Annotated in this window: 16 protein-coding genes; 5 read left to right on the top strand and 11 right to left on the bottom strand. The window is 67.0% G+C overall.

The annotated features are described in order from the left end of the window. Positions 1–8: 8 nt before the first annotated feature. The 3 genes from NED98_RS11820 to NED98_RS11810 all read right to left on the bottom strand — a co-directional run bounded on the left by NED98_RS11820 (position 9) and on the right by NED98_RS11810 (position 2,782). Positions 9–770, bottom strand: coding sequence for an SDR family NAD(P)-dependent oxidoreductase (locus NED98_RS11820; RefSeq protein WP_265313148.1), 762 nt, complete (start codon positions 768–770; stop codon positions 9–11). Positions 771–774: 4 nt separating this feature from the next. Next, positions 775–1,563: an SDR family NAD(P)-dependent oxidoreductase gene (locus tag NED98_RS11815; protein WP_265268630.1), complete on the bottom strand. Its 789-nt coding sequence runs from the start codon at positions 1,561–1,563 to the stop codon at positions 775–777. Positions 1,564–1,699: 136 nt separating this feature from the next. Next, positions 1,700–2,782, bottom strand: coding sequence for an aromatic ring-hydroxylating dioxygenase subunit alpha (locus NED98_RS11810; protein WP_265268631.1), 1,083 nt, complete (start codon positions 2,780–2,782; stop codon positions 1,700–1,702). Positions 2,783–2,922: 140 nt separating this feature from the next. Between NED98_RS11810 and NED98_RS11805 the strand changes: the two genes are divergently transcribed. After that, on the top strand, positions 2,923–3,699 hold the full coding sequence (locus NED98_RS11805; RefSeq protein ID WP_265313147.1) for an SDR family NAD(P)-dependent oxidoreductase: 777 nt from the start codon (positions 2,923–2,925) through the stop codon (positions 3,697–3,699). Between the two features lie 154 nt (positions 3,700–3,853). Here the strand turns inward: NED98_RS11805 and NED98_RS11800 are convergent, their stop codons facing one another. Next, entirely contained in the window at positions 3,854–4,759 is a 906-nt protein-coding gene (locus NED98_RS11800; RefSeq protein WP_265313146.1) for an alpha/beta hydrolase, read from the bottom strand. Between the two features lie 180 nt (positions 4,760–4,939). Here NED98_RS11800 and NED98_RS11795 point away from each other — a divergent pair, with 180 nt between their 5' ends. The 3 genes from NED98_RS11795 to NED98_RS11785 all read left to right on the top strand — a co-directional run bounded on the left by NED98_RS11795 (position 4,940) and on the right by NED98_RS11785 (position 7,729). Then, positions 4,940–6,028 carry a helix-turn-helix transcriptional regulator gene (locus NED98_RS11795; protein ID WP_265313145.1) on the top strand — a complete coding sequence of 363 codons (1,089 nt, stop codon included), beginning with the start codon at positions 4,940–4,942 and terminating at the stop codon, positions 6,026–6,028. A gap of 93 nt (positions 6,029–6,121) precedes the next feature. Next, positions 6,122–7,291, top strand: a complete 1,170-nt coding sequence (locus NED98_RS11790; protein WP_265313144.1) for a sulfotransferase family protein — start codon at positions 6,122–6,124, stop codon at positions 7,289–7,291. A 3-nt stretch (positions 7,292–7,294) separates the two neighbouring features. Continuing rightward, a complete protein-coding gene (locus tag NED98_RS11785; protein WP_265313143.1) occupies positions 7,295–7,729 on the top strand; it encodes a nuclear transport factor 2 family protein in 435 nt (144 codons plus the stop codon). A 113-nt stretch (positions 7,730–7,842) separates the two neighbouring features. Here NED98_RS11785 and NED98_RS11780 read toward each other — a convergent pair whose 3' ends face one another. After that, positions 7,843–8,610, bottom strand: a complete 768-nt coding sequence (locus tag NED98_RS11780; RefSeq protein ID WP_265313142.1) for an SDR family NAD(P)-dependent oxidoreductase — start codon at positions 8,608–8,610, stop codon at positions 7,843–7,845. A 161-nt stretch (positions 8,611–8,771) separates the two neighbouring features. Here NED98_RS11780 and NED98_RS11775 point away from each other — a divergent pair, with 161 nt between their 5' ends. After that, entirely contained in the window at positions 8,772–9,899 is a 1,128-nt protein-coding gene (locus tag NED98_RS11775; protein ID WP_265313141.1) for an LLM class flavin-dependent oxidoreductase, read from the top strand. Between the two features lie 39 nt (positions 9,900–9,938). Here the strand turns inward: NED98_RS11775 and NED98_RS11770 are convergent, their stop codons facing one another. From NED98_RS11770 to NED98_RS11745, 6 genes are all read right to left on the bottom strand, one after another. After that, entirely contained in the window at positions 9,939–12,248 is a 2,310-nt protein-coding gene (locus NED98_RS11770) for a TonB-dependent receptor (RefSeq protein ID WP_265313140.1), read from the bottom strand. Between the two features lie 152 nt (positions 12,249–12,400). Continuing rightward, positions 12,401–12,865, bottom strand: coding sequence for a nuclear transport factor 2 family protein (locus tag NED98_RS11765; protein ID WP_265313139.1), 465 nt, complete (start codon positions 12,863–12,865; stop codon positions 12,401–12,403). A gap of 3 nt (positions 12,866–12,868) precedes the next feature. Then, on the bottom strand, positions 12,869–14,113 hold the full coding sequence (locus NED98_RS11760; RefSeq protein ID WP_265313138.1) for an MFS transporter: 1,245 nt from the start codon (positions 14,111–14,113) through the stop codon (positions 12,869–12,871). 147 nt (positions 14,114–14,260) lie between these two features. Next, the gene (locus tag NED98_RS11755) at positions 14,261–15,397 is read right to left on the bottom strand and encodes a helix-turn-helix transcriptional regulator (protein WP_265313137.1); all 1,137 of its coding nucleotides are present in this window, start codon (positions 15,395–15,397) and stop codon (positions 14,261–14,263) included. 32 nt (positions 15,398–15,429) lie between these two features. Further along, positions 15,430–16,572 (bottom strand): MFS transporter, encoded by a 1,143-nt coding sequence (locus tag NED98_RS11750; RefSeq protein ID WP_265313136.1) that lies wholly within the window; start codon positions 16,570–16,572, stop codon positions 15,430–15,432. Between the two features lie 149 nt (positions 16,573–16,721). After that, positions 16,722–17,447 (bottom strand): SDR family NAD(P)-dependent oxidoreductase, encoded by a 726-nt coding sequence (locus tag NED98_RS11745; RefSeq protein WP_265313135.1) that lies wholly within the window; start codon positions 17,445–17,447, stop codon positions 16,722–16,724. Position 17,448: the final 1 nt, after the last annotated feature.

The following is a 17,448-nucleotide window of genomic DNA, read 5'->3' as shown; positions in this document are numbered from 1 at the left end:
CTTATCCGTCAGTCGAAATTGGCCTGCCCGCCGTCGAGCGGGATCGTCGCGCCGGTGAGATAGGCGAATTCGGGGCCGCACAGCCCGGCCACCGCCTCGCCGATATCCTCTTCGCATTCGCCGACACGGCGCAGCGGGATCGTGCGGAAAAAGGCTTCGGCCTCCGCCGGGTTGTTCTCGATCCACTGGACGAGCCCAGGCGATTTGGCGTGGGGCGCGATCGTCAACACGCGGATTCCGTCGACGCCCCATTCGGCCGCCGCGGCGCGGCTCAGCGAGCGGATCGCCTGTTTCACCGCGGCATAGGCGCCGTAATTGGCCATGTCCCAGCGCACCGCCGCCGAGCTGGCGAGGTTGAAGATCACCCCGCCGCCGCGCCGCTTCATGTGCGGGTGACATGCCTTCATGAAACGGAAGGTGGCGAGCGGGCCGGAGTCGAACCCGGCCTCGAATGCCGCGTCGCTCACCGCCATCAGCGGGCCGAGCGGGACTTCCTGCGCATTGTTGACGAGGATATCGACCCCGCCGAACGCGCTTGTCACCCCCGCCACGGCATCGCCGATCGAGGCGGCATCCTTGACGTCGCAGGCGAAGCCCTGTGCCGTCCCGCCGAACGCGGCGATCTCCGTCGCGACGCTATCGAGCTTGGCCTTGGTTCGCCCGAGCAACGCCAGCGTGGCGCCGCGCTTCGCCAGCGCCAGCGCGATGCCGCGCCCGACGCCTTGGCCGGCGCCGGTGACGATCGCGACCTTGCCGGAGAGCGCAGCCATCGCCTTAGACGCCCAGACCGGCGGGCGCGCCGGGGAGCACCGGCTGGTAATAGCCGGCGGTCCAGCCGCCATCGACCGCCAGTTCGGCGCCGCTGATATAGCTGGCCTCGTCGGAAGCCAGGAACAGGCTGGCGCGCGCGATTTCCTCGGGCTCGCCGATGCGCTGGAGCGGCACGCGCTCATAGCCGCGGTTGAGATCGGCGCCGGTCGCGCCCATCGGGTTGCCCATCTGGGTATTGACCCCGCCCGGATGGACCGAGCAGACGCGCACGCCGCGCGGTCCCAATTCCATCGCCAGCGATTTGGTCAGCCCGCGCACCGCCCATTTGCTCGCGGTGTAGATCGGCAGGCCGTTGCAGCCGCGGAGGCCGTCGACCGACGAGATGTTGATGATCACGCCGCGCCCTGCCTTGGTCATCACCGGGGCGATATGCTTGGCGCCGAGCATCGTGCCGATCACGTTGATCGACAGCACGCGCTCGGCGTCCTCGACCTTCAATTCCTCGATCGCGGTGAAATGGACCACCGCGGCGTTGTTGATGAGGATGTCGACCGTGCCGAACGCCTCGGTCGCGGTGGCGACGATCGCCGCCCAATCCGCCTCGGAGCGGACGTCGAGCTTTGAGAAGCGCGCAGCGGCGCCGATCTCGGCGGCGAGCGCCTGGCCCTTGTCCTCGACCACGTCGCCGATCACGACCTTCGCGCCCTCGGCGGCGAACAGCCGCGCGGTTGCCGCGCCCATGCCCTGCGAGCCGCCGGTGACGATCGCCACCTTGCCGTTCAATCGTCCCAAAAATTCTCTCCTCGAAATAGCATGGCGGAATTGAAATCCTCCGCCGTCATGCCGGGCTCGACCCGGCATCCTGAGTCACGAGCGATGGCCTTTATGGCTCTGGATGCCGGATCAAGTCCGGCATGACGGTATCTAACTAGGCGGCTTGTTCTTCGTCCCACGGCGCGGTGGTGGTGCCGCGCGTCACGGTGGTGCCGTTGACGCGCTTCTGGAATTCGCCGGCGCGGGCGCGCGGGTTGTAGAATTGGCGATACCAGATGCGGACCTTGCCGATCGGCCCGTCGCCGCGCACCGCCAGCGGGTTGAAGCACGGGCGCTTGTTCGACCAGATCTCGAAATCCTGGCTGAACGCGGCGAGGCTGGCATCCTGATAGGCGCGGGCGAGACCGATATCTTCTTCGGTGGGCGTCGCATTGCCGACCTTGACGAGCAGGCCATGCCACACGCGCACCACGCCGTCCTCGACCGGGGTATGCGCGATGAGGATGATCGAGGGATATTCCCCCGCCATCTCAGAGATCAAGATGCCCGGCCCGGTATACCAGGTGTTGGTATAGAGCGCGCCCTCGGTAACCAGCGTGCGGTGCCCCGAGCGGAAGCGCTGGACGACGATATGATCGTTGAAATCATTCTCGAACAGCTCGATCCCCTCCGAGCCGTGGACCGGGCCGAAATGGCCGCGATCGGCCATATTGTCGAGGATTTCGATCGGGTGGCTCTTGAGCTCGCCGAGCTGGTCGATCTTCCAGTCGACCCAATGCGGGGTGCCATATTCGGCGAAGGCGGGAAGATCGTAATCGGGCTCGCCACCCTCGGGATCGTTCCACATCCAGATGCAGCCAGCGCGCTCCTCGACCGGCCAGCTCGGCAGGCACGCGGCCGCCGGGATCTTCTGCGGCGAATAGGGGATTTCGTTGCATTTGCCGTCCGGCCCGAAGCGCCAGCCGTGATAGGGGCAACGGATCGAATCGCCCTCGATCTGCTCATCGTCGCGGATGACATAGGAGGTGGTGTTCTTCGCCAGATGCGCGCCCATGTGCGGGCAATAAGCGTCGACGAGATAGACCTTGCCCGAACGCCCGCGATACAGGACCATGTCGCGCCCGAAAAACCGGACGGCGTGGGCCTTGTGCCCCTCCAGCTCGTCCGACGCCGCGATCATGAACCAGCCGCGCGGGAACTGATGTTCGCCGAGACCATATTCGGCGGTCGTTGCCATGTTTGCCTCTCTCTATCCGCAGATGTCCGTCGGTAAAATCACAATATGCGTGTTTTTCACGCTTATCAATTGCGCATTTCGATGTAACCTCGCATGAACGGCCGCATCATGCAAGGCAAGCAGAGCTAATGGAGGATGTAATGGGCGATGAACGGCTCTTTCCGGAGGGCGCGGCGCTGATCTTCGGCGCGACGGGCGGGATCGGGCGCGTCGTCGCGCTGGAATTCGCGCGCGCGGGCAGCGATGTCGCGATCACCTGGCGGTCGAAGCGCGAGGAGGCCGAATCCATCGCGCGCGAGATCGAATCGCTCGGCCGTCGCGCCAGCGTCCACGAATGCGACGTCACCGACACGGCGATGCTCGATGCGACGATCGCGGCGGCAGCGGCGGCGCACGGGCGGGTGCATACGATGGTCTGGGGCGCGGGGCCGCTGGTGGCGCAGGTGTTCCTCACCGAGACGACGCCCGAGCAATGGCGCCGTGCGATCGATGTCGAGGTGCATGGCTTCTTCAACGCCAGCCGCGCGGCGATCGCGCATATGCGCGGCGCGGGCGGCGGGTCGATCGTCCATCTCGGCTCGGCGGGCGATTTGCGTTGGCCCGACAAGGACGGGCTGTCGGTCGCGCCCAAGGCCGCGAACGAGGCGCTGGTGAAGGGCTTCGCGCGCGAGGAGGGCAAGAACGGCATCCGCGCCAACACCGTGCTGGTCGGGGTGATCGAGGCGGGGATGTTCCTCGAACTCAGCAAGCAGGGCGTGTTCGACGAGGAATGGACCCGCGAGGTCCACAAGAATCTCGCGCTCAAGCGCTGGGGCCAGCCCGAGGAGATCGGCCATGCCGCGGTGTTCCTCGCTTCGTCCAAGGCCGCCTATGTCACCGGGCAGCAGATCGCCGTGGCAGGCGGCTATGGGATTTGACGATAGGGTCACCAACCCGTTTATCTAACTCGTCATTCCCGCGAAGGCGGGAATCCATTCACTCAGCCCTCCGCGAAGAATCGCAACGGCAGCGTCAATGGATTCCCGCCTTCGCGGGAATGACGGAGAGAAGATGGCGGAGTCCTGCCTCCCCCTACAGCCCGAACGCGCGGCGAAGATCGGCACCGGCGAGATCGAGCGCGGCGTCCGCCGGGGGCAGCACGCCGGGCATGCTGGCGAAGCCGTGGAACACCCCGCCGACCCGCTCCAGCCGCACCGGCACGCCGGTCGCCTGCAACCGCTCTGCATAAGCCACGTCCTCGTCGCGCAGCGGGTCATATTCGGCGGCGATGATCGTCGCGGCGGGCAGCCCGGCGAGATCGGTCGCGCGCAGCGGCGCGGCGAGCGCGGGGGGATTGTCCACCGCGTCGCCGACATATTGCTCCCAGAACCAGCGCATCATCGGGCCGGTGAGGAAATAGTCGGTGCCGTTGGTGCGATAGGAGGCACGGGAGAAATCGGTATCGAGCACCGGATAGATCAGCAGCTGATGCGCGATCGCCGGGCCGCCGCGCTCCTTGGCGAGCAGGCACAAGGCCGCAGCGAGATTGCCCCCGGCGCTGTCGCCAGCGACCGCGATTCGACTGGCGTCGACATTCGGCCCGACGGTGGCAAGCGCCGCGAGCGCGCGATAGCTCGCGTCGAGCGGGGCGGGGAATGGGTGCTCCGGCGCACGCGGATAATCGAGCGACACCACCGGCAGCCCCGCCTTGAGCGCGAGCGCGCGGCAGGTGACGTCATGCGTTTCGATATTGCCGCATACCCAGCCGCCGCCGTGGAGAAACAGGATCACCGGCAGCTTTTCGTCGGGGCGCGGGTGATAGAGCCGCGCCGGCTGCGCGGCGAGAATCAGGTCGCGCACCTCGGCCACCGGGGGCTTGGGGAACGGCATCGGCTGCGTATCGCCGACGCGGAACGCCTCGACCGTGAACGGCCCGACGGCGGACGGAAGCTGCTTCATCATCTCGAGGATCGACGCCGCGGCGGGGTGCAGGGCCATAGTCATTCTCCGTTGGTGGTCGGTGGGAAAGGGGAATGGGTATTTCCGCGCTTACCGTCATGCCGGACCTGATCCGGCATCCAGAGCAACAGGCGCTGCCGTTCGTGGCTCTGGATGCCGGGTCGAGCCCGGCATGACGATGGGTGGGCGGGATGTAGATTCCCCTCTAAAGGAAACGGCATGGCGAAACGAGATCAGGACGGGTTTTCGGCCCTGCTGGAAGCGCTTTACGGCGGGTTGCTGCAACAGGCGCCGTGGGAGCCGTTCCTGCGCGCGCTCGCGGCGTGGCTCGATGCGACTTATGCAACGCTGATCCTCACCGCGCCCGGCATGACGACGCCGGGGACGATCCTCACCCCCGGTGCGCCGACGGTAACCGCCGACGAATATGCCGAGAGCTTCTTCGCCAGCGATCCGTTCAAGGGATTGCCCGAGGGCAAGGTGACCGCCTTCGCCGAATTCCTCGGCGGCGAGGCGGCGCGCGACAGCGATTTCTACCGCGATTTCCTCGCCGCGGCGGGGGGCGACCAGATCCTCGGGGTCGATCTGCGGTTCGAGAGCGGGTTCGAGGCGCGGCTGCGCGCGACGCGCGATCGCAGCCTGCCCGATTTCGGCTCGGCCGAGCGCGAAGCGTTCCAGGCGATCGTCCCGCATCTGCGCCACGCGATCGGGCTGTTCGAGCGGCTCCAGGTCTCGGGCGCCGAACACGGCGTCTATCGCGGCACGGTCGAGCAGATGGGGGTCGCCGCGATCATCCTCAATCGCGACGGGCGGGTGGTGCGCACTAATGTCGTCGCCGATCGCCTGCTGGAGGCGGGGGACGGGCTCACCCTCGCCGATTGCCGGCTGCGGCTGAAGGACGGGGCGCAGCGCAAAGAGTTGGAGGCCTTGCTCAAATCGCTCGACGCCAACCCCGCGCCGCAGCGCTTTCGCATCGCCCGCGCCTCGGGGCGCGATCTCGCCGCGATCGCCAAGCCGATTGCCGCGCCCGCGTTCATGCGCGGCGGCGCGGCGCTCGCGCTGTTCGTCAGCGATCCGGGGCAGGAGGCGCAGCTCGAACCCGAGGCGATCCGCGATCTGTTCCAGCTCACCCGGATGGAGGCCAATCTCGCGGTCGCGCTGGCGAGCGGGCGATCGCTGGTCGATGCTGCCGATGCGCTGGGCATCGCGCACAATACCGCGCGATCGCATCTGCGCTCGATCTTCGCCAAGACCGGCGCGCGCCGACAGTCGCAGCTCGTCCATCTGCTCCACGGCGGCGTGCAATAGGCTTGAAAGATTTTGCGTCTCTGCTAGCATGAATTGATACGAATCCTGTGAATCAAGCGCAGGAATGACATCGATATGCGAAGGAGAGACGGCGTGGGTCAAGAGCGTGTTCCGGATCGTGAGGCGCTGGTCGCCGAGGCGCGAGCGCAGACCGGGTTGGGTGATTTCGGCAACACTTGGTTTTTCGCCAATATCGATGCGCTGATCCCGTCGCTGAACAATGATGCGCAGCTCAGCCCCGCGGGGGTCGCGGTGGCGAAGGGGATGATCGTCAACGGGCTGGTCAACCGGCTGCGGCATGTCGAGCTGCTCAAGCAGCATCCCGAAATCCTCGACGAGAAGGTCGAGGTTGCCGCGGTGGTGGTCGGGTTGCCGCGCACCGGCAGCACGATGCTCCACCGCATGCTCGCCGCCGCCCCGGGGATGACCGGGGTGCGCTGGTTCGAGGCGCAGAATTATTCGCCTTTCCCCGGCGAGGAGCGCGGCAATCCCGCGCAGCGGCGCGCGGCGGCGCAGGGGCTGCTCGACTATATGGTCGCCAATATCCCCGATCTGATGTCGATCCACCCGATGAGCCTCGACCAACCCGACGAGGAACTGATCGTGCTCGGCCAGCTTTATTCGAGCACGATGATCGAGGGCACCTATCACGTCCCCGGCTTCGCGCACTGGCTGACCGCGCCGGAAACCGATCGCACGCAATGCTATCGCGATCTCAAGCAGATTCTCCAGTCGCTCCAGTGGCAGGATCCGTCGCGCAAGGGCGCGCGCTGGGTGCTCAAGACCCCGGGGCATCTGATGGCGCTCGATGCGGTGATCGAGGTGTTTCCCGAGGCCAAAATCGTGATGACGCATCGCGATCCGGTGGCGACCGTGCCGTCTTACTGCAGCATGGAATATAGCCTCTATCAGATGGTCTCCGAGACGATCGATCGCGAAAGTGTCGCGCGTTTCTGGGTGCCGCGGCTGGCCGAATTGCTCGACGGATTCATGCGGGTGCGGCGGGAGACCGGCGGGCGCAATTTCGTCGACGTGCGTTATGCCGACCTCCTGTCCGATCCGATCGGGCAGGGCGCGCGGGTGCTGGAAGCCGCGGGGGTCGATGTTACCCCCGAGGTGCGCGGCGGGATGGAACAATGGGTCGAGCACAACAAGCGCGAGGATCGCGCGCCGCATAAATACAGCCTCGAGGATTTCGGGCTGAACAAGGCCGAGGTCGAGCGTCCGTTTGCCGATTATCGCGCCAAATTCCTCGCGGCCTGAGCGGTGGGCGGCGATGCCTATGAGGAAATACGCGCGCTCAAGGCGCGCTATTTCCGCGCGATCGATACGCAGGACTGGGCGCTGCTGCGCACCCTGTTCACCGACGATGCCGTGACCGATTTCCGCGATTCCGTGTCCCCGCGCGACGAGGCGTTGCTGATCCGCGGGGCGGACAGCTTCGTCGCGTCGGTGTCGGGGGCGCTGGCGGGGGCGCGGTCGGCGCATCACGGGCATAATCCCGAAATCACGCTCACCGGCAGCGACACCGCTGAGGGCATCTGGGCGATGGACGATTATATTTGGGCCGGCCCTGCTTGCGCGTTGCCGTTCGGGACGCTCCACGGTTTCGGCCATTATCACGAACCTTATGTCCGCCAGGACGGTCGCTGGCTGATCGCCGAAACCCGTCTGACCCGCATCCGCGTCGAGACGCATTGAGCGACTTCCAATCCGTCATTCCCGCGCAGGCGGGAATCCATTCTCGCAGGTCGTCGAAAGAGCCGTTCCGCCAGCCAGAATGGATTCCCGCCTGCGCGGGAATGACGTGAACCTCACGCCGCGGGCATCGGCGGATAGCTGGCGAGGAACCCTGCGTCGGCGATCATATATTGGCCGTTGATCCCCCCCGAGCGCGGGCTGGCGAGGAACAGCGCCAGTTCGGCGATATGCTGCGGGGTGAGCATCCCGGCATAGGGCGTCGCTTCGAGCGTATCGGCCGGGGCAATCGAGGGCACGCCCTCGATCCCGAGAATCGCGGTCGCCACCGGGCCGGGGCAGATGCCGTTGACGCGCGTGCCGCGCGCCGCGAATGCCTGCGACGAGGAGCGTACCAGCCCGATCACGCCATGTTTGGCCGAGCTATAGGCGGCGGCGACGCTGAGCCCGATCACGCCGGAGGTGGACGCGGTGACCACCGCCGCGCCATTCTTCGACAGCGCCGGGAGCACCGCCTTCAGCCCGAGGAACGCGCCCTTGAGGTTGATCGCGAACATCCGCTCGAAATTGGCTTCGGTTTCTTCCTCGAACGGCGTCTGCACATAAGCGCCGGCGTTGAGATAGGCGGCGTCGAGCGCGCCGAACCGGTCGATCGCGGCCTTGACCATCGCCTGATTGTCGTCGGCCTTGGCCACGTCTGCGGCGACGGCATGCGCGCGCGCGCCGGTCTTGCGGATCAGCTCGGCGACGGCTTCCGCGCCATCGCGGTTCATGTCGGCGACGACCACCGCCGCGCCTTCCTCGGCGAAACGTTGCGCCGCGGCGGCGCCGATCCCCGACGCCGCACCCGTCACCAGCACTGCCTTGCCTTCGAACATGCCCATCTTTCGCGATCCTCTCCTAAGTGGCGCGAGCCTAGCCGCGCGCGGGCGGCGGCGCCTGCTCCAAATGGACCAGATGGGGCGATGACGAATTGGTCCAAATTGATGAGGCGGGGGTGGGGGTGCCGATTACGGTCGGCGGGGTAGTTCATGTGAGAAACGCTATGAAATTCTCGATCATTTACGAAGCCCAGATGGTGGACACGTCGCGCGAGAACGAGGCGCGGACGTTCCATGAAATCATCGAGCAGTCGTTGCTCGCCGAGGAAATGGGCTTCGATAACGTGTGGGCGGTCGAGCATACCGCGCTGACCCAATATGCGCATATGTCGGCGCCCGAGACCTTCCTCGCCTTCCTCGCCGGCAGGACCACGCGGCTCGGGATCGGTCACGGCGTCGTCTGCCTGCCGCCCGCGATGAACCACCCGGTCAAGGTCGCCGAGCGCATCGCGACGCTCGATATCCTGTCCAACGGCCGCGTCCATTTCGGCATGGGCAAGGGCGGCACGCAGCAGGAGGCCGGGACGTTCGGTTACGACCTGAATGACCTTCAGCCGATGATCGACGAGTCGATGTATCTGATCCCCAAGATCATGGTGCAGGACGAGATCGAGCACGAAGGCACCTACATCAAGATCCCGCGCCGCCCGATCCACCCCAAGCCGTTCCAGAACCCGCACCCGCCGATCTATATGGCCTGCACCCGCGAGGCGACGCTCGTCGCCGCCGGTTCGCGCGGCATCGGCGCTTTGGTGCTGGGCTTCTCCGGACCCGATGAGATCGCCAAGAAGAATGCGATCTACCGCGAGGCATTCCGCACCCGCGCGGCAAGGGATCAGGTCGGCTTCCGCCCGACCGAGCATCTCGCGGCCTTATGCGCCTCGGTGGTGCTCGACGATCGCGAGAAGGCGCGGCGGATCGGGTTGCGCGGCCAGCGTTTCTTCGCCGAGGCGATCGCGCATTGGTATCAGGGCGGGCCGAAGCCGACGATCGACGAGGAGCTGACCGGCGATCAGCAGGCCGCGATCCTCCAGCAGGAGAAGGAGGCGGTGGTCGCCTATCTCTCGGAAGAGAAAATCCCGGTCGGCGACGAGGTGACGAGCAATTACACCGTCGCGCAGGATGCCTATGGCACGCCGGAGGATTGCATCCGCTATGTCCAGCGGTTGTTCGACTCAGGCGCCGACGAGATCCTGTTCCTGTTTCAGATGGGCGGCGTGCCGCACGCCGTGATCATGGAGACGATCCGCAACATCGGCGAAAAGGTCATCCCGCACTTCCGGGGGAAATAAACCCAGGCATATGTGTCCCCGCCTTCGCGGGGACACGATTCAGAACGCGAACCCCGCAGTCAGCCCGAAGGTGCGCGGCACCTGATAGACGCCGATCACCGTGGTCGACAGATTGCGCGCGAATTCCAGCGCCTTGTTGTCGGTGAGATTCTGCACCCAGGCGCTGACCTTCACCTTGGTCCCCGCGACCGGCAGGTCGAACACCGACAGCCGCGCGTTGATGTCGAACCGCGAGGGTAACGTCGTCAGATTGCCGGTCGCGCTGTTGGGCAAAGGATCGCTCAGCCTCTTGTCGCGGAAGAAGCCGTCGATGCGGAGCGAGGCATAGCTGCCGTTGGAGAGATGCACGAAATCATATTGGCCGCCGACGCTGGTGGTGAACCGCGGTGCGAGCGAATTGACCGGGCCGTTGACCGGATCGGGCGACAATTTGTTGTCGAGATAGCCGAACGAGGCGTTGAAGGTCAGCCCCGCGGTGGGGAGCGCGGTCAGCTCGAGCTCGAAGCCATTTTCGCGCGCCGTGGGGGCGGAGATGATATAGGTCCCCGCCGCGGCGGTGAACGCCAGCGTCTGCACGTTGCGCCGATCGGCGTGGAACAGCGCCGCGTTGATTCGCAAGGTCCGCCCGATCAGGTCGCCCTTGAAGCCGATTTCGTAGCTGTTCATCGTCTCGGGCTTGAACGGGATCCCGCCGACCACCCCGCCGGAAAGATAGCCGGTCGCGAACCGCGCATAGGCGCGCATATTGGGGTTGAAGATCCAGGTCGCGGTCGCGTCGAAATCCCAATGATCGCTCGACGCGGCGAAGGTGGCGGCGGGGATTGCGAAGGGCCGCAGCCCGCCGGCGATGATCCTCTCCAGCCGATCGTCCTTGGTGTAGCGGAACCCGCCCGCCAGCTCGATATGATCGGTCTTGTAGGCGAGGTGGCCGTACCCCGCGATCGACTTGTTGCGTACCGCGACGTTCGATCCCGCGAGATAGTCGCTCGGCACCCCGAACAGGCTGGTCGTCGTCCCGGTGCCGGGCCCCTGGCTGGGGACGATCGTGCCGTCGGTCGGAAACAGATCGCCGAGAAACACCGGATTGTCGTCGCGCCCCACCTCGCGGAACCAGAAGCCACCGAGGATCCAGTCGAACCGCCCGGTCTTGCCGAGCAATTGCACTTCCTCGCTCCATTGGTTCTGGTGGCGATCCTCGACGCTGCTGATCACGGTGAACGGCCGCCCCGTGCCGGTGAACGGATCGACCAAAGCCGCGCCGTCGATATCGTTGCCGCCGACGAACTCGTCGAGCTTGCGATAGGCGGTGATGCTCTTGATCGAGATATCGTCGGTCACATCGTAGCGCAGCGTCAGGCTGTGGCCCTGGATGCGCAGCCGCGACGGGGTGGTGAAATCGAGCGGCAACGCATCCTGCCGCCTGGTCGAGGGCGGGATGACGACGCTTGCGCCGCGATAGATCGCGCCGGCGGTGGCGGCGAAGCTCGGATCGAAGCCGAGCAATTGCTGGCCGAGCTGGGTGCTGACCTTATCGGTATAATCGAATTTGTAATCGGCGACGAAGCGCCCGAGATCGAGCCGCGCCGCGACGCCGACCGCATCGGTATTCTCCGCGCCGAAGCTGTCGGCCGAGCGGATCGTGCCGAATGGCGCGGCGAAATTGTAGCTGCGCCCCGGGGTCAGGTTACGGACATAGCCGTCATGCTGATCGTGGAGGTAGCTGACGCGGACCGAGAGCGGACCGAGCGCGGGCAGGTTGACCGTGATCTTGCCGCCGTAACGATCGAAATTGCCGACCGTCGCCTCGGCCCTGATGCCGAACGTCCCGGTCGGCGCGGCGGTGATGTAATTGATCGCGCCGCCGGTCGAATTGCGGCCGAACAAGGTGCCCTGCGGGCCGCGCAATACCTCGACGCGCTCGATATCGGCAAGATCGAACGCGGTGCCGGCGGGGCGGCCGAGATAGACGCCGTCGATATAGAGCCCGATCCCCGCATCGCTCTCGAACTTGAGCGAACCGGTGGAGATGCCGCGCAGATAGAATTGCGGCGCACTGGCCGAGCCGAACTGTCGCTGGACGTCGAGATTGGGGACGGTCTTGCCGATATCGGCGAAGCTCTTGATGTCGAGCGCGGCGATCTGCGCCTCGTTATAGCCGGTGACCGCGGCGGGAACGTCCTGCAGCCTTTCCTCGGTACGCCGCGCGGTGACGACGACATCGCCCAGCCCGGTAGGCGCGCGGCTCGTCTGATCGGTGGGCGGGGGTGCCTGTTCCTGCGCCCGGGCCAGCGCCGGGCACAGCGCCGCGGCGGCCGAATAGCCAAGCAACATCGCGCGCGAAAACCGCATCGTTCCTCTCCCCAACCTGCCCGATTGTTCGGGCTTTTGCGTTGGGGTGAGCTTCAGCGAGGTGGGCGCGCGCCACTACGTCAAAATTGACTAGGGCGGCGGGAAAATCGCCCCTTCTTCTCCCCTCCCTGGTGAAGGGGGGAGTGATGTCGTCAGTTGGCCCGGCTCGGCCGGATCACGTCGAGCGCGCGGCCGTGGGCGGTGAGGTCGCCGATCAGGTCGTTCGCCATATGCCGCTCGACGAACCGCCAGCGGCCGTCGCGCTTCTCCACCGTGTCGCGATAATCGCCGCCGATCACTGCGCGCAGCGGCCCGTCCGGCACCTGCTGGAACACCATGACATAGGAACTGACGATCGCTCGATCTTCCCCCGCGGGCATGATCATCACATTGGCGAGCATGTGGCGCGTGCGAGGGGTGCCGTCGGGATAGACGATCACCCAGTCGCGGAATGCCCGCGCATAGGCCGCCGCGTCGCGATCGGCGAGCAACGTGCCGCCGCTATACACCCGCGCCTCGGCGAACAATTGCCCGACCGCGTCGAAATCGCCGCGATCGAGCGCATAGGGATATTGGAACAGCAGATTCTGGATCGCGAACCAGTCGTCGGCCTGCATAGGTCACTCCTTGGAGAATGCGGCGGTCGTGCGCCGGGCGAAGGCGGCCGACCGGCGCGTGCGGCGCTCGGCGGCGAGCAGCGGCAGCAGCACCAGCGCGGCGACGAACAACAGCCCGATCGTCACCGCGACCGGCAGGGCATAGCTACCCGACCGGTCGTAGAGCAGCCCTGCGAGCGGGGTCATTCCGAACAGGAAGGGCAAGGTAGCGATGCTCATCAACCCGAAGACGCGCGCGAAATTGGCCGGGCCGAACAAATGGCTGAAGATCACCCCTTGCGTTGCCGACACCCCCGCGCCGCACGCGCCGATCAGCACCGCATCGATCACCAGCGCCGGCACCCCGACGGGCGCGAGCAGGATGAAGAAGGTGGCGGATTGCAGCAACGCGTTGGCGATCAGCGCGCCGACCCCGCCGATCCGGTCGGCGAGCCAGCCAAACAGCGGCGAGCCGAGCATCCCCGCGCCGCCCGAGATCGCGAGCAGCAGGGTCGCGGTTTCGGCGCTATGGCCCTGGCCGGTGACGATCGCGACGAGATGGCTGATCTTCATGATCCCCGCGCCGACGATGATGCCGCCGGCGATCGCGAGCAGCCAGAATTCGCCGCGTACGAGGATCGCGCCCGATCCCGCACCGAGGTCTTTGCCCGCGCTTGCGCCGGCATAAGGGCCGTCGCGCACCGCAAAGGCGAAGGGCAGCACCGCGAGATGCGCGACCGCGACGCAGGCGAAGACCGCGCTCAGCCCGTGCGCCGCGAGGATCGCTGTGCTGGCGAGCGGGACGAGGGTGATGAACAATGGCATGTTGACCAGCCCGAGCGCGCGCCCCGGCCGGTCGCCGAACCAGCTCGACACCAAGGTGTTCGACGGCAAGGCCCCGAACATGACGAGGCTGGGGCCGATGATCAGCAGATAGATGGCGAGCGCCGCGCGGATATCGTCGACCAGCGCGAGCGACGCATAACCCCCCGCACCGAGCACGATCCCCGCGATCATCACGCGACGGATCGGCACACGGCGCACCAGCACCGTGCCGAGGAACGGCGCGAGCAGCGACAAGCTGACCACCGCGAGCGAAACCCCGAGCGAGGCGAGGGTGCGCGTGGTGCGGAACTGCGCCTCGATCGCCAGCACGATCGCGCCGAACGACCCGAAGGTGAGGCCGGTCGCGCTGTTCTGCGTCAGAAAGGCGAGCGCCGCCATCCGCCACGCACCGGGCGGCGGAAGCGATTGCGGGGGACCGGTCATGGCGCACCTCTCCGTCGCGCCGGATCGGCCCGGTCGCATGTTTGCCGCAAGCATAGGGCGCGCGGCGCGCGGCGCTTAGTCCGTTTGGAGGAGATGGGCGTTTAGCTCTCCCATTATCACCCCGATCTTGAGGCGGGGTGATGTGGCTTACGCCGCGCCGCGCTGATGCCCCGCCAGCTCGGGCATGCTGGTGTGGATCAGATGAACGAGCTGCGACTGCCGGCACACCCCGGTCTTGGCGTAGATCGCGCGGAGATGCGCGCGCGCGGTGTTGATCGCGATCCCCAGCCGATCGGCGCTGTCCTGCACCGTCAGCCCGTTGGCGAGGCACGCCGCGATGCGCGATTCGGTGCGCGTCAGCTCGAATAATTCGCGCAACGCGTCGCTGGTCACGTCGAACTGCCGCTCGGGATCGCCGAGGAACAAGGCGATCGCGGGCGCGCTGCCGGCGTGGAGGAAATCGGGGGTCGCCACCGGGCGCGCGACCACGCCGAGATCGCGCTTTCCCGACGGGCGCTGGACGCGGAAGATATGCCCTTGCGCATCGCCTTCCTCGCCCGGCACTTTCTTGAGGAAGGCGCGGAAGGCGGCATCCTGACCGGGGGTGGCGAGCACGATCCGCGTGCCCGATAGCGCGATCCCGTCCGTCTCCTTCAATATCCCGTCGGCGATCGAATTGTGGCGGATGACGTTATACTGGCGATCGAGAATGATCGTACCGACCGCGAATTGCTCGATCGCCCCCGAATAAACCGCATGTTCGGAGCGCGACGCTTCGAGCCGCTGGAAGATCTCGATCGCCTGCCGCAGATGCGGGACGATCGCGGCGCAGCGCTGCCGGTCCCCGGCGGTGAAGGCCCTGTCGCCGCGCGCGCGGGTGATGCGCAGCCGCGTCTCGAATCCGCCGCTGCCGTGGAGATCGACCCCCAGGATATGCGCCGCATCCTCGAATTGCAGATAGTCGCGGTTGAATTCGGATTCGGTGAAATCGCCGAGGAAATCGTGGAGCGACACCACTTCGCCCTCGGGCAGATTGACGAACGGATCGATGCGGAAGAGGTGATCGCGATACGCCTCGATATGCGACGGGTCGGCGGTCGGGGTGATCATCAGGCTCGGCGGGGTCGCCGGCGAGCGGGTGATGATCAGCGTCGCATGTTTGGCGTGCATGTACTGGCGCAGCCTGGAGAGGAAGGCGCGCCACGGCTCGTCCTCGACCAGCGATCCGTAGAGCGCGGTGATCAGCGTGAGCAATTCGCTCGTCGTGGCCTGTTCTGCCGGCATCGTCGCCACGAAGCTTAGCGGTTTCGCGAGGGCTAACAAGGCGCGGCGCTCCGACGGAAGGCGGCGAGCGCCGCGACGAGCAGGCCCAGCGCCGAGGTCGCGACGCCGACGCCGATGAACGCGCCGTTCGCGCCCAATGCCGTGCGCAGCGGATCGGCGGCGAGCGGGTTGAGGAACTGGCCGATGAACATCGCGCTGATCATGATGCTCGAGGCGCGGGCGTGGAGCGCATGCGGGGTGCGGCCGAGGATCGTCGATCCGATATTGGGCTCGACCAGCCCCGCGCCGACGCCGATCACTGCGAAGCCGATCAGCAACGCCGGTGCGCCGCCCGCGGCGGCGGCGATCAGGCACCCGGCGCCCATCAGCAGCGCGGTCGCGGCGAGCAGCGGCAGCGCGTCGACCCGCGCGCGCAAGGCAGCGAACATCGCCGAAGAGAGCGTCGCGCCGAGCGGACAGGCGGCGACGATCAGCCCGGCGGTCGCGGCGCCCTCGATCCCCTTGGCGGCGACGAGGAACGGCCCCTGGATTCCCGGCATGAACATCGCCAGCGTGAAGGCGAGGATCAGCGCATAATAGAGCATCAGCGGCTTGAGCGCGGCGAGGCTGCCGCCACGCGGCGGGCGCTCCCCGGCGACGCCGCGCTCGACCGCCAGCAGGACGAGGATGAGCACCGGCACGCCGAGCAGATAGAGCGAGAAGGCACCGCGCCATCCGAACAGGTCGACCAGCCGCCCGCCGAGCACCAGCCCGCCGATCGCCGCCGCCGACGAGACGCTGACGATATTGCCGAGCACGCGCTCGCGCCCGCCCGGCGCGTACCAGCGCCCGACCAGCGCGAGCGTGCAGGTCTGCAACGCGCCGCCCGAGAGGCCGAGCAGCAACCGCGTCGCAGCGAGCGCGGTGAAGCCGGAAAGCAACAGCCCGGCCGATCCGGCGACGGTGAACAGCGCGGCGGCGGCGGCGAAGGTGGTGCGGATGCCGATCCGCTCGCACGCGATGCTCGCCGCGGGCGCGCCGAGGATCAGCATGATCGCCGGCATCGTCATGATCATCTGCGCGAAGAACGCGCCGTCGCGCCCCGGCGCGAGATCGCGTGCCATCGCGGGCAGCGCCGAGGCGACCGCCATCGGGATCAGCGCGACGAGGGCAGGGGCCGCGAGCGCGAGCGTCACGCGGCATTGCGCTTGAAAAGCGAGGCTGGCTTTACCCACCACCGTCAGGCCGGGCTCGATTTGATGACCACCCCGGCCTTCGCCGGAGTGGTCGGGATCCAGTCTGGGCTCCCGCCCTCGCGGGAGCACAAGCGCGCGCGGTCAGCCACTCATGCCTCCGCGATCATATAGCCGCCGCTTGCCACCAGGCATTCGCCGGTGACGAACGCCGCGGCGGGGCTAGCGAGGAACAGCACCGGGCCGGCGATATCCGCAGGGTCGCCCCAGCGGCCGAGCGCCATGCGTTGCGCGGTGCCGGGGCCGTAGATCGGGTCGTCGGCGAAGCGCGCGGTCATCGCGGTGCGCACCGGGCCGGGCGCGACCGCGTTGACCCGGATCCCGCGCGGCCCCCAGCCTTGCGCGAGCGAGCGGGTCAGCAGCAAAAGCCCGGCCTTGGCGGCGCTGTATCCGGGGAAGATCGAATTGCCGAAGATCGCCATCATCGACACGATCGATACGACCGCGCCGCCGCCCGGCATGTCGCTGCGCTCGAGCAACGGCGCGAGCGCGGTGGTCAGGCGGTGCACGCCCTTGAGATTGACATCGATTGCGGCGTCGAAATCCTCGGGCGCGCTCGTCGCGCCGGCGTTGTTGATCAGGATATCGAGCCGGTCGAACGACGCGGCGAGCGCATCGGTGCTGGCGTGGTCGCCGAGCTGGAAGCGGCGATAATCCGCGCCGGGCAGCGCGGCGGCATAATCGCGCGCGGCGGCGCGGGTGCCGGTAATCGTCACCGCGGCACCGCCTTCGAGAAACGCCTGCGCGATCGCCGCGCCGATCCCGCTCGTCGCCCCGGTCACCAGCACCCTGCGCCCGGTGAAGTCGAACCCGTTCATA

It is taken from the genome of Sphingomonas lycopersici (genome assembly GCF_026130605.1).
In the GTDB taxonomy this organism is placed as follows: Bacteria; Pseudomonadota; Alphaproteobacteria; order Sphingomonadales; family Sphingomonadaceae; genus Sphingomonas; species Sphingomonas lycopersici.
The sequence above is the reverse complement of the archived record's forward strand: the minus strand, read 5'-3'. Positions and strand labels throughout refer to the sequence as shown.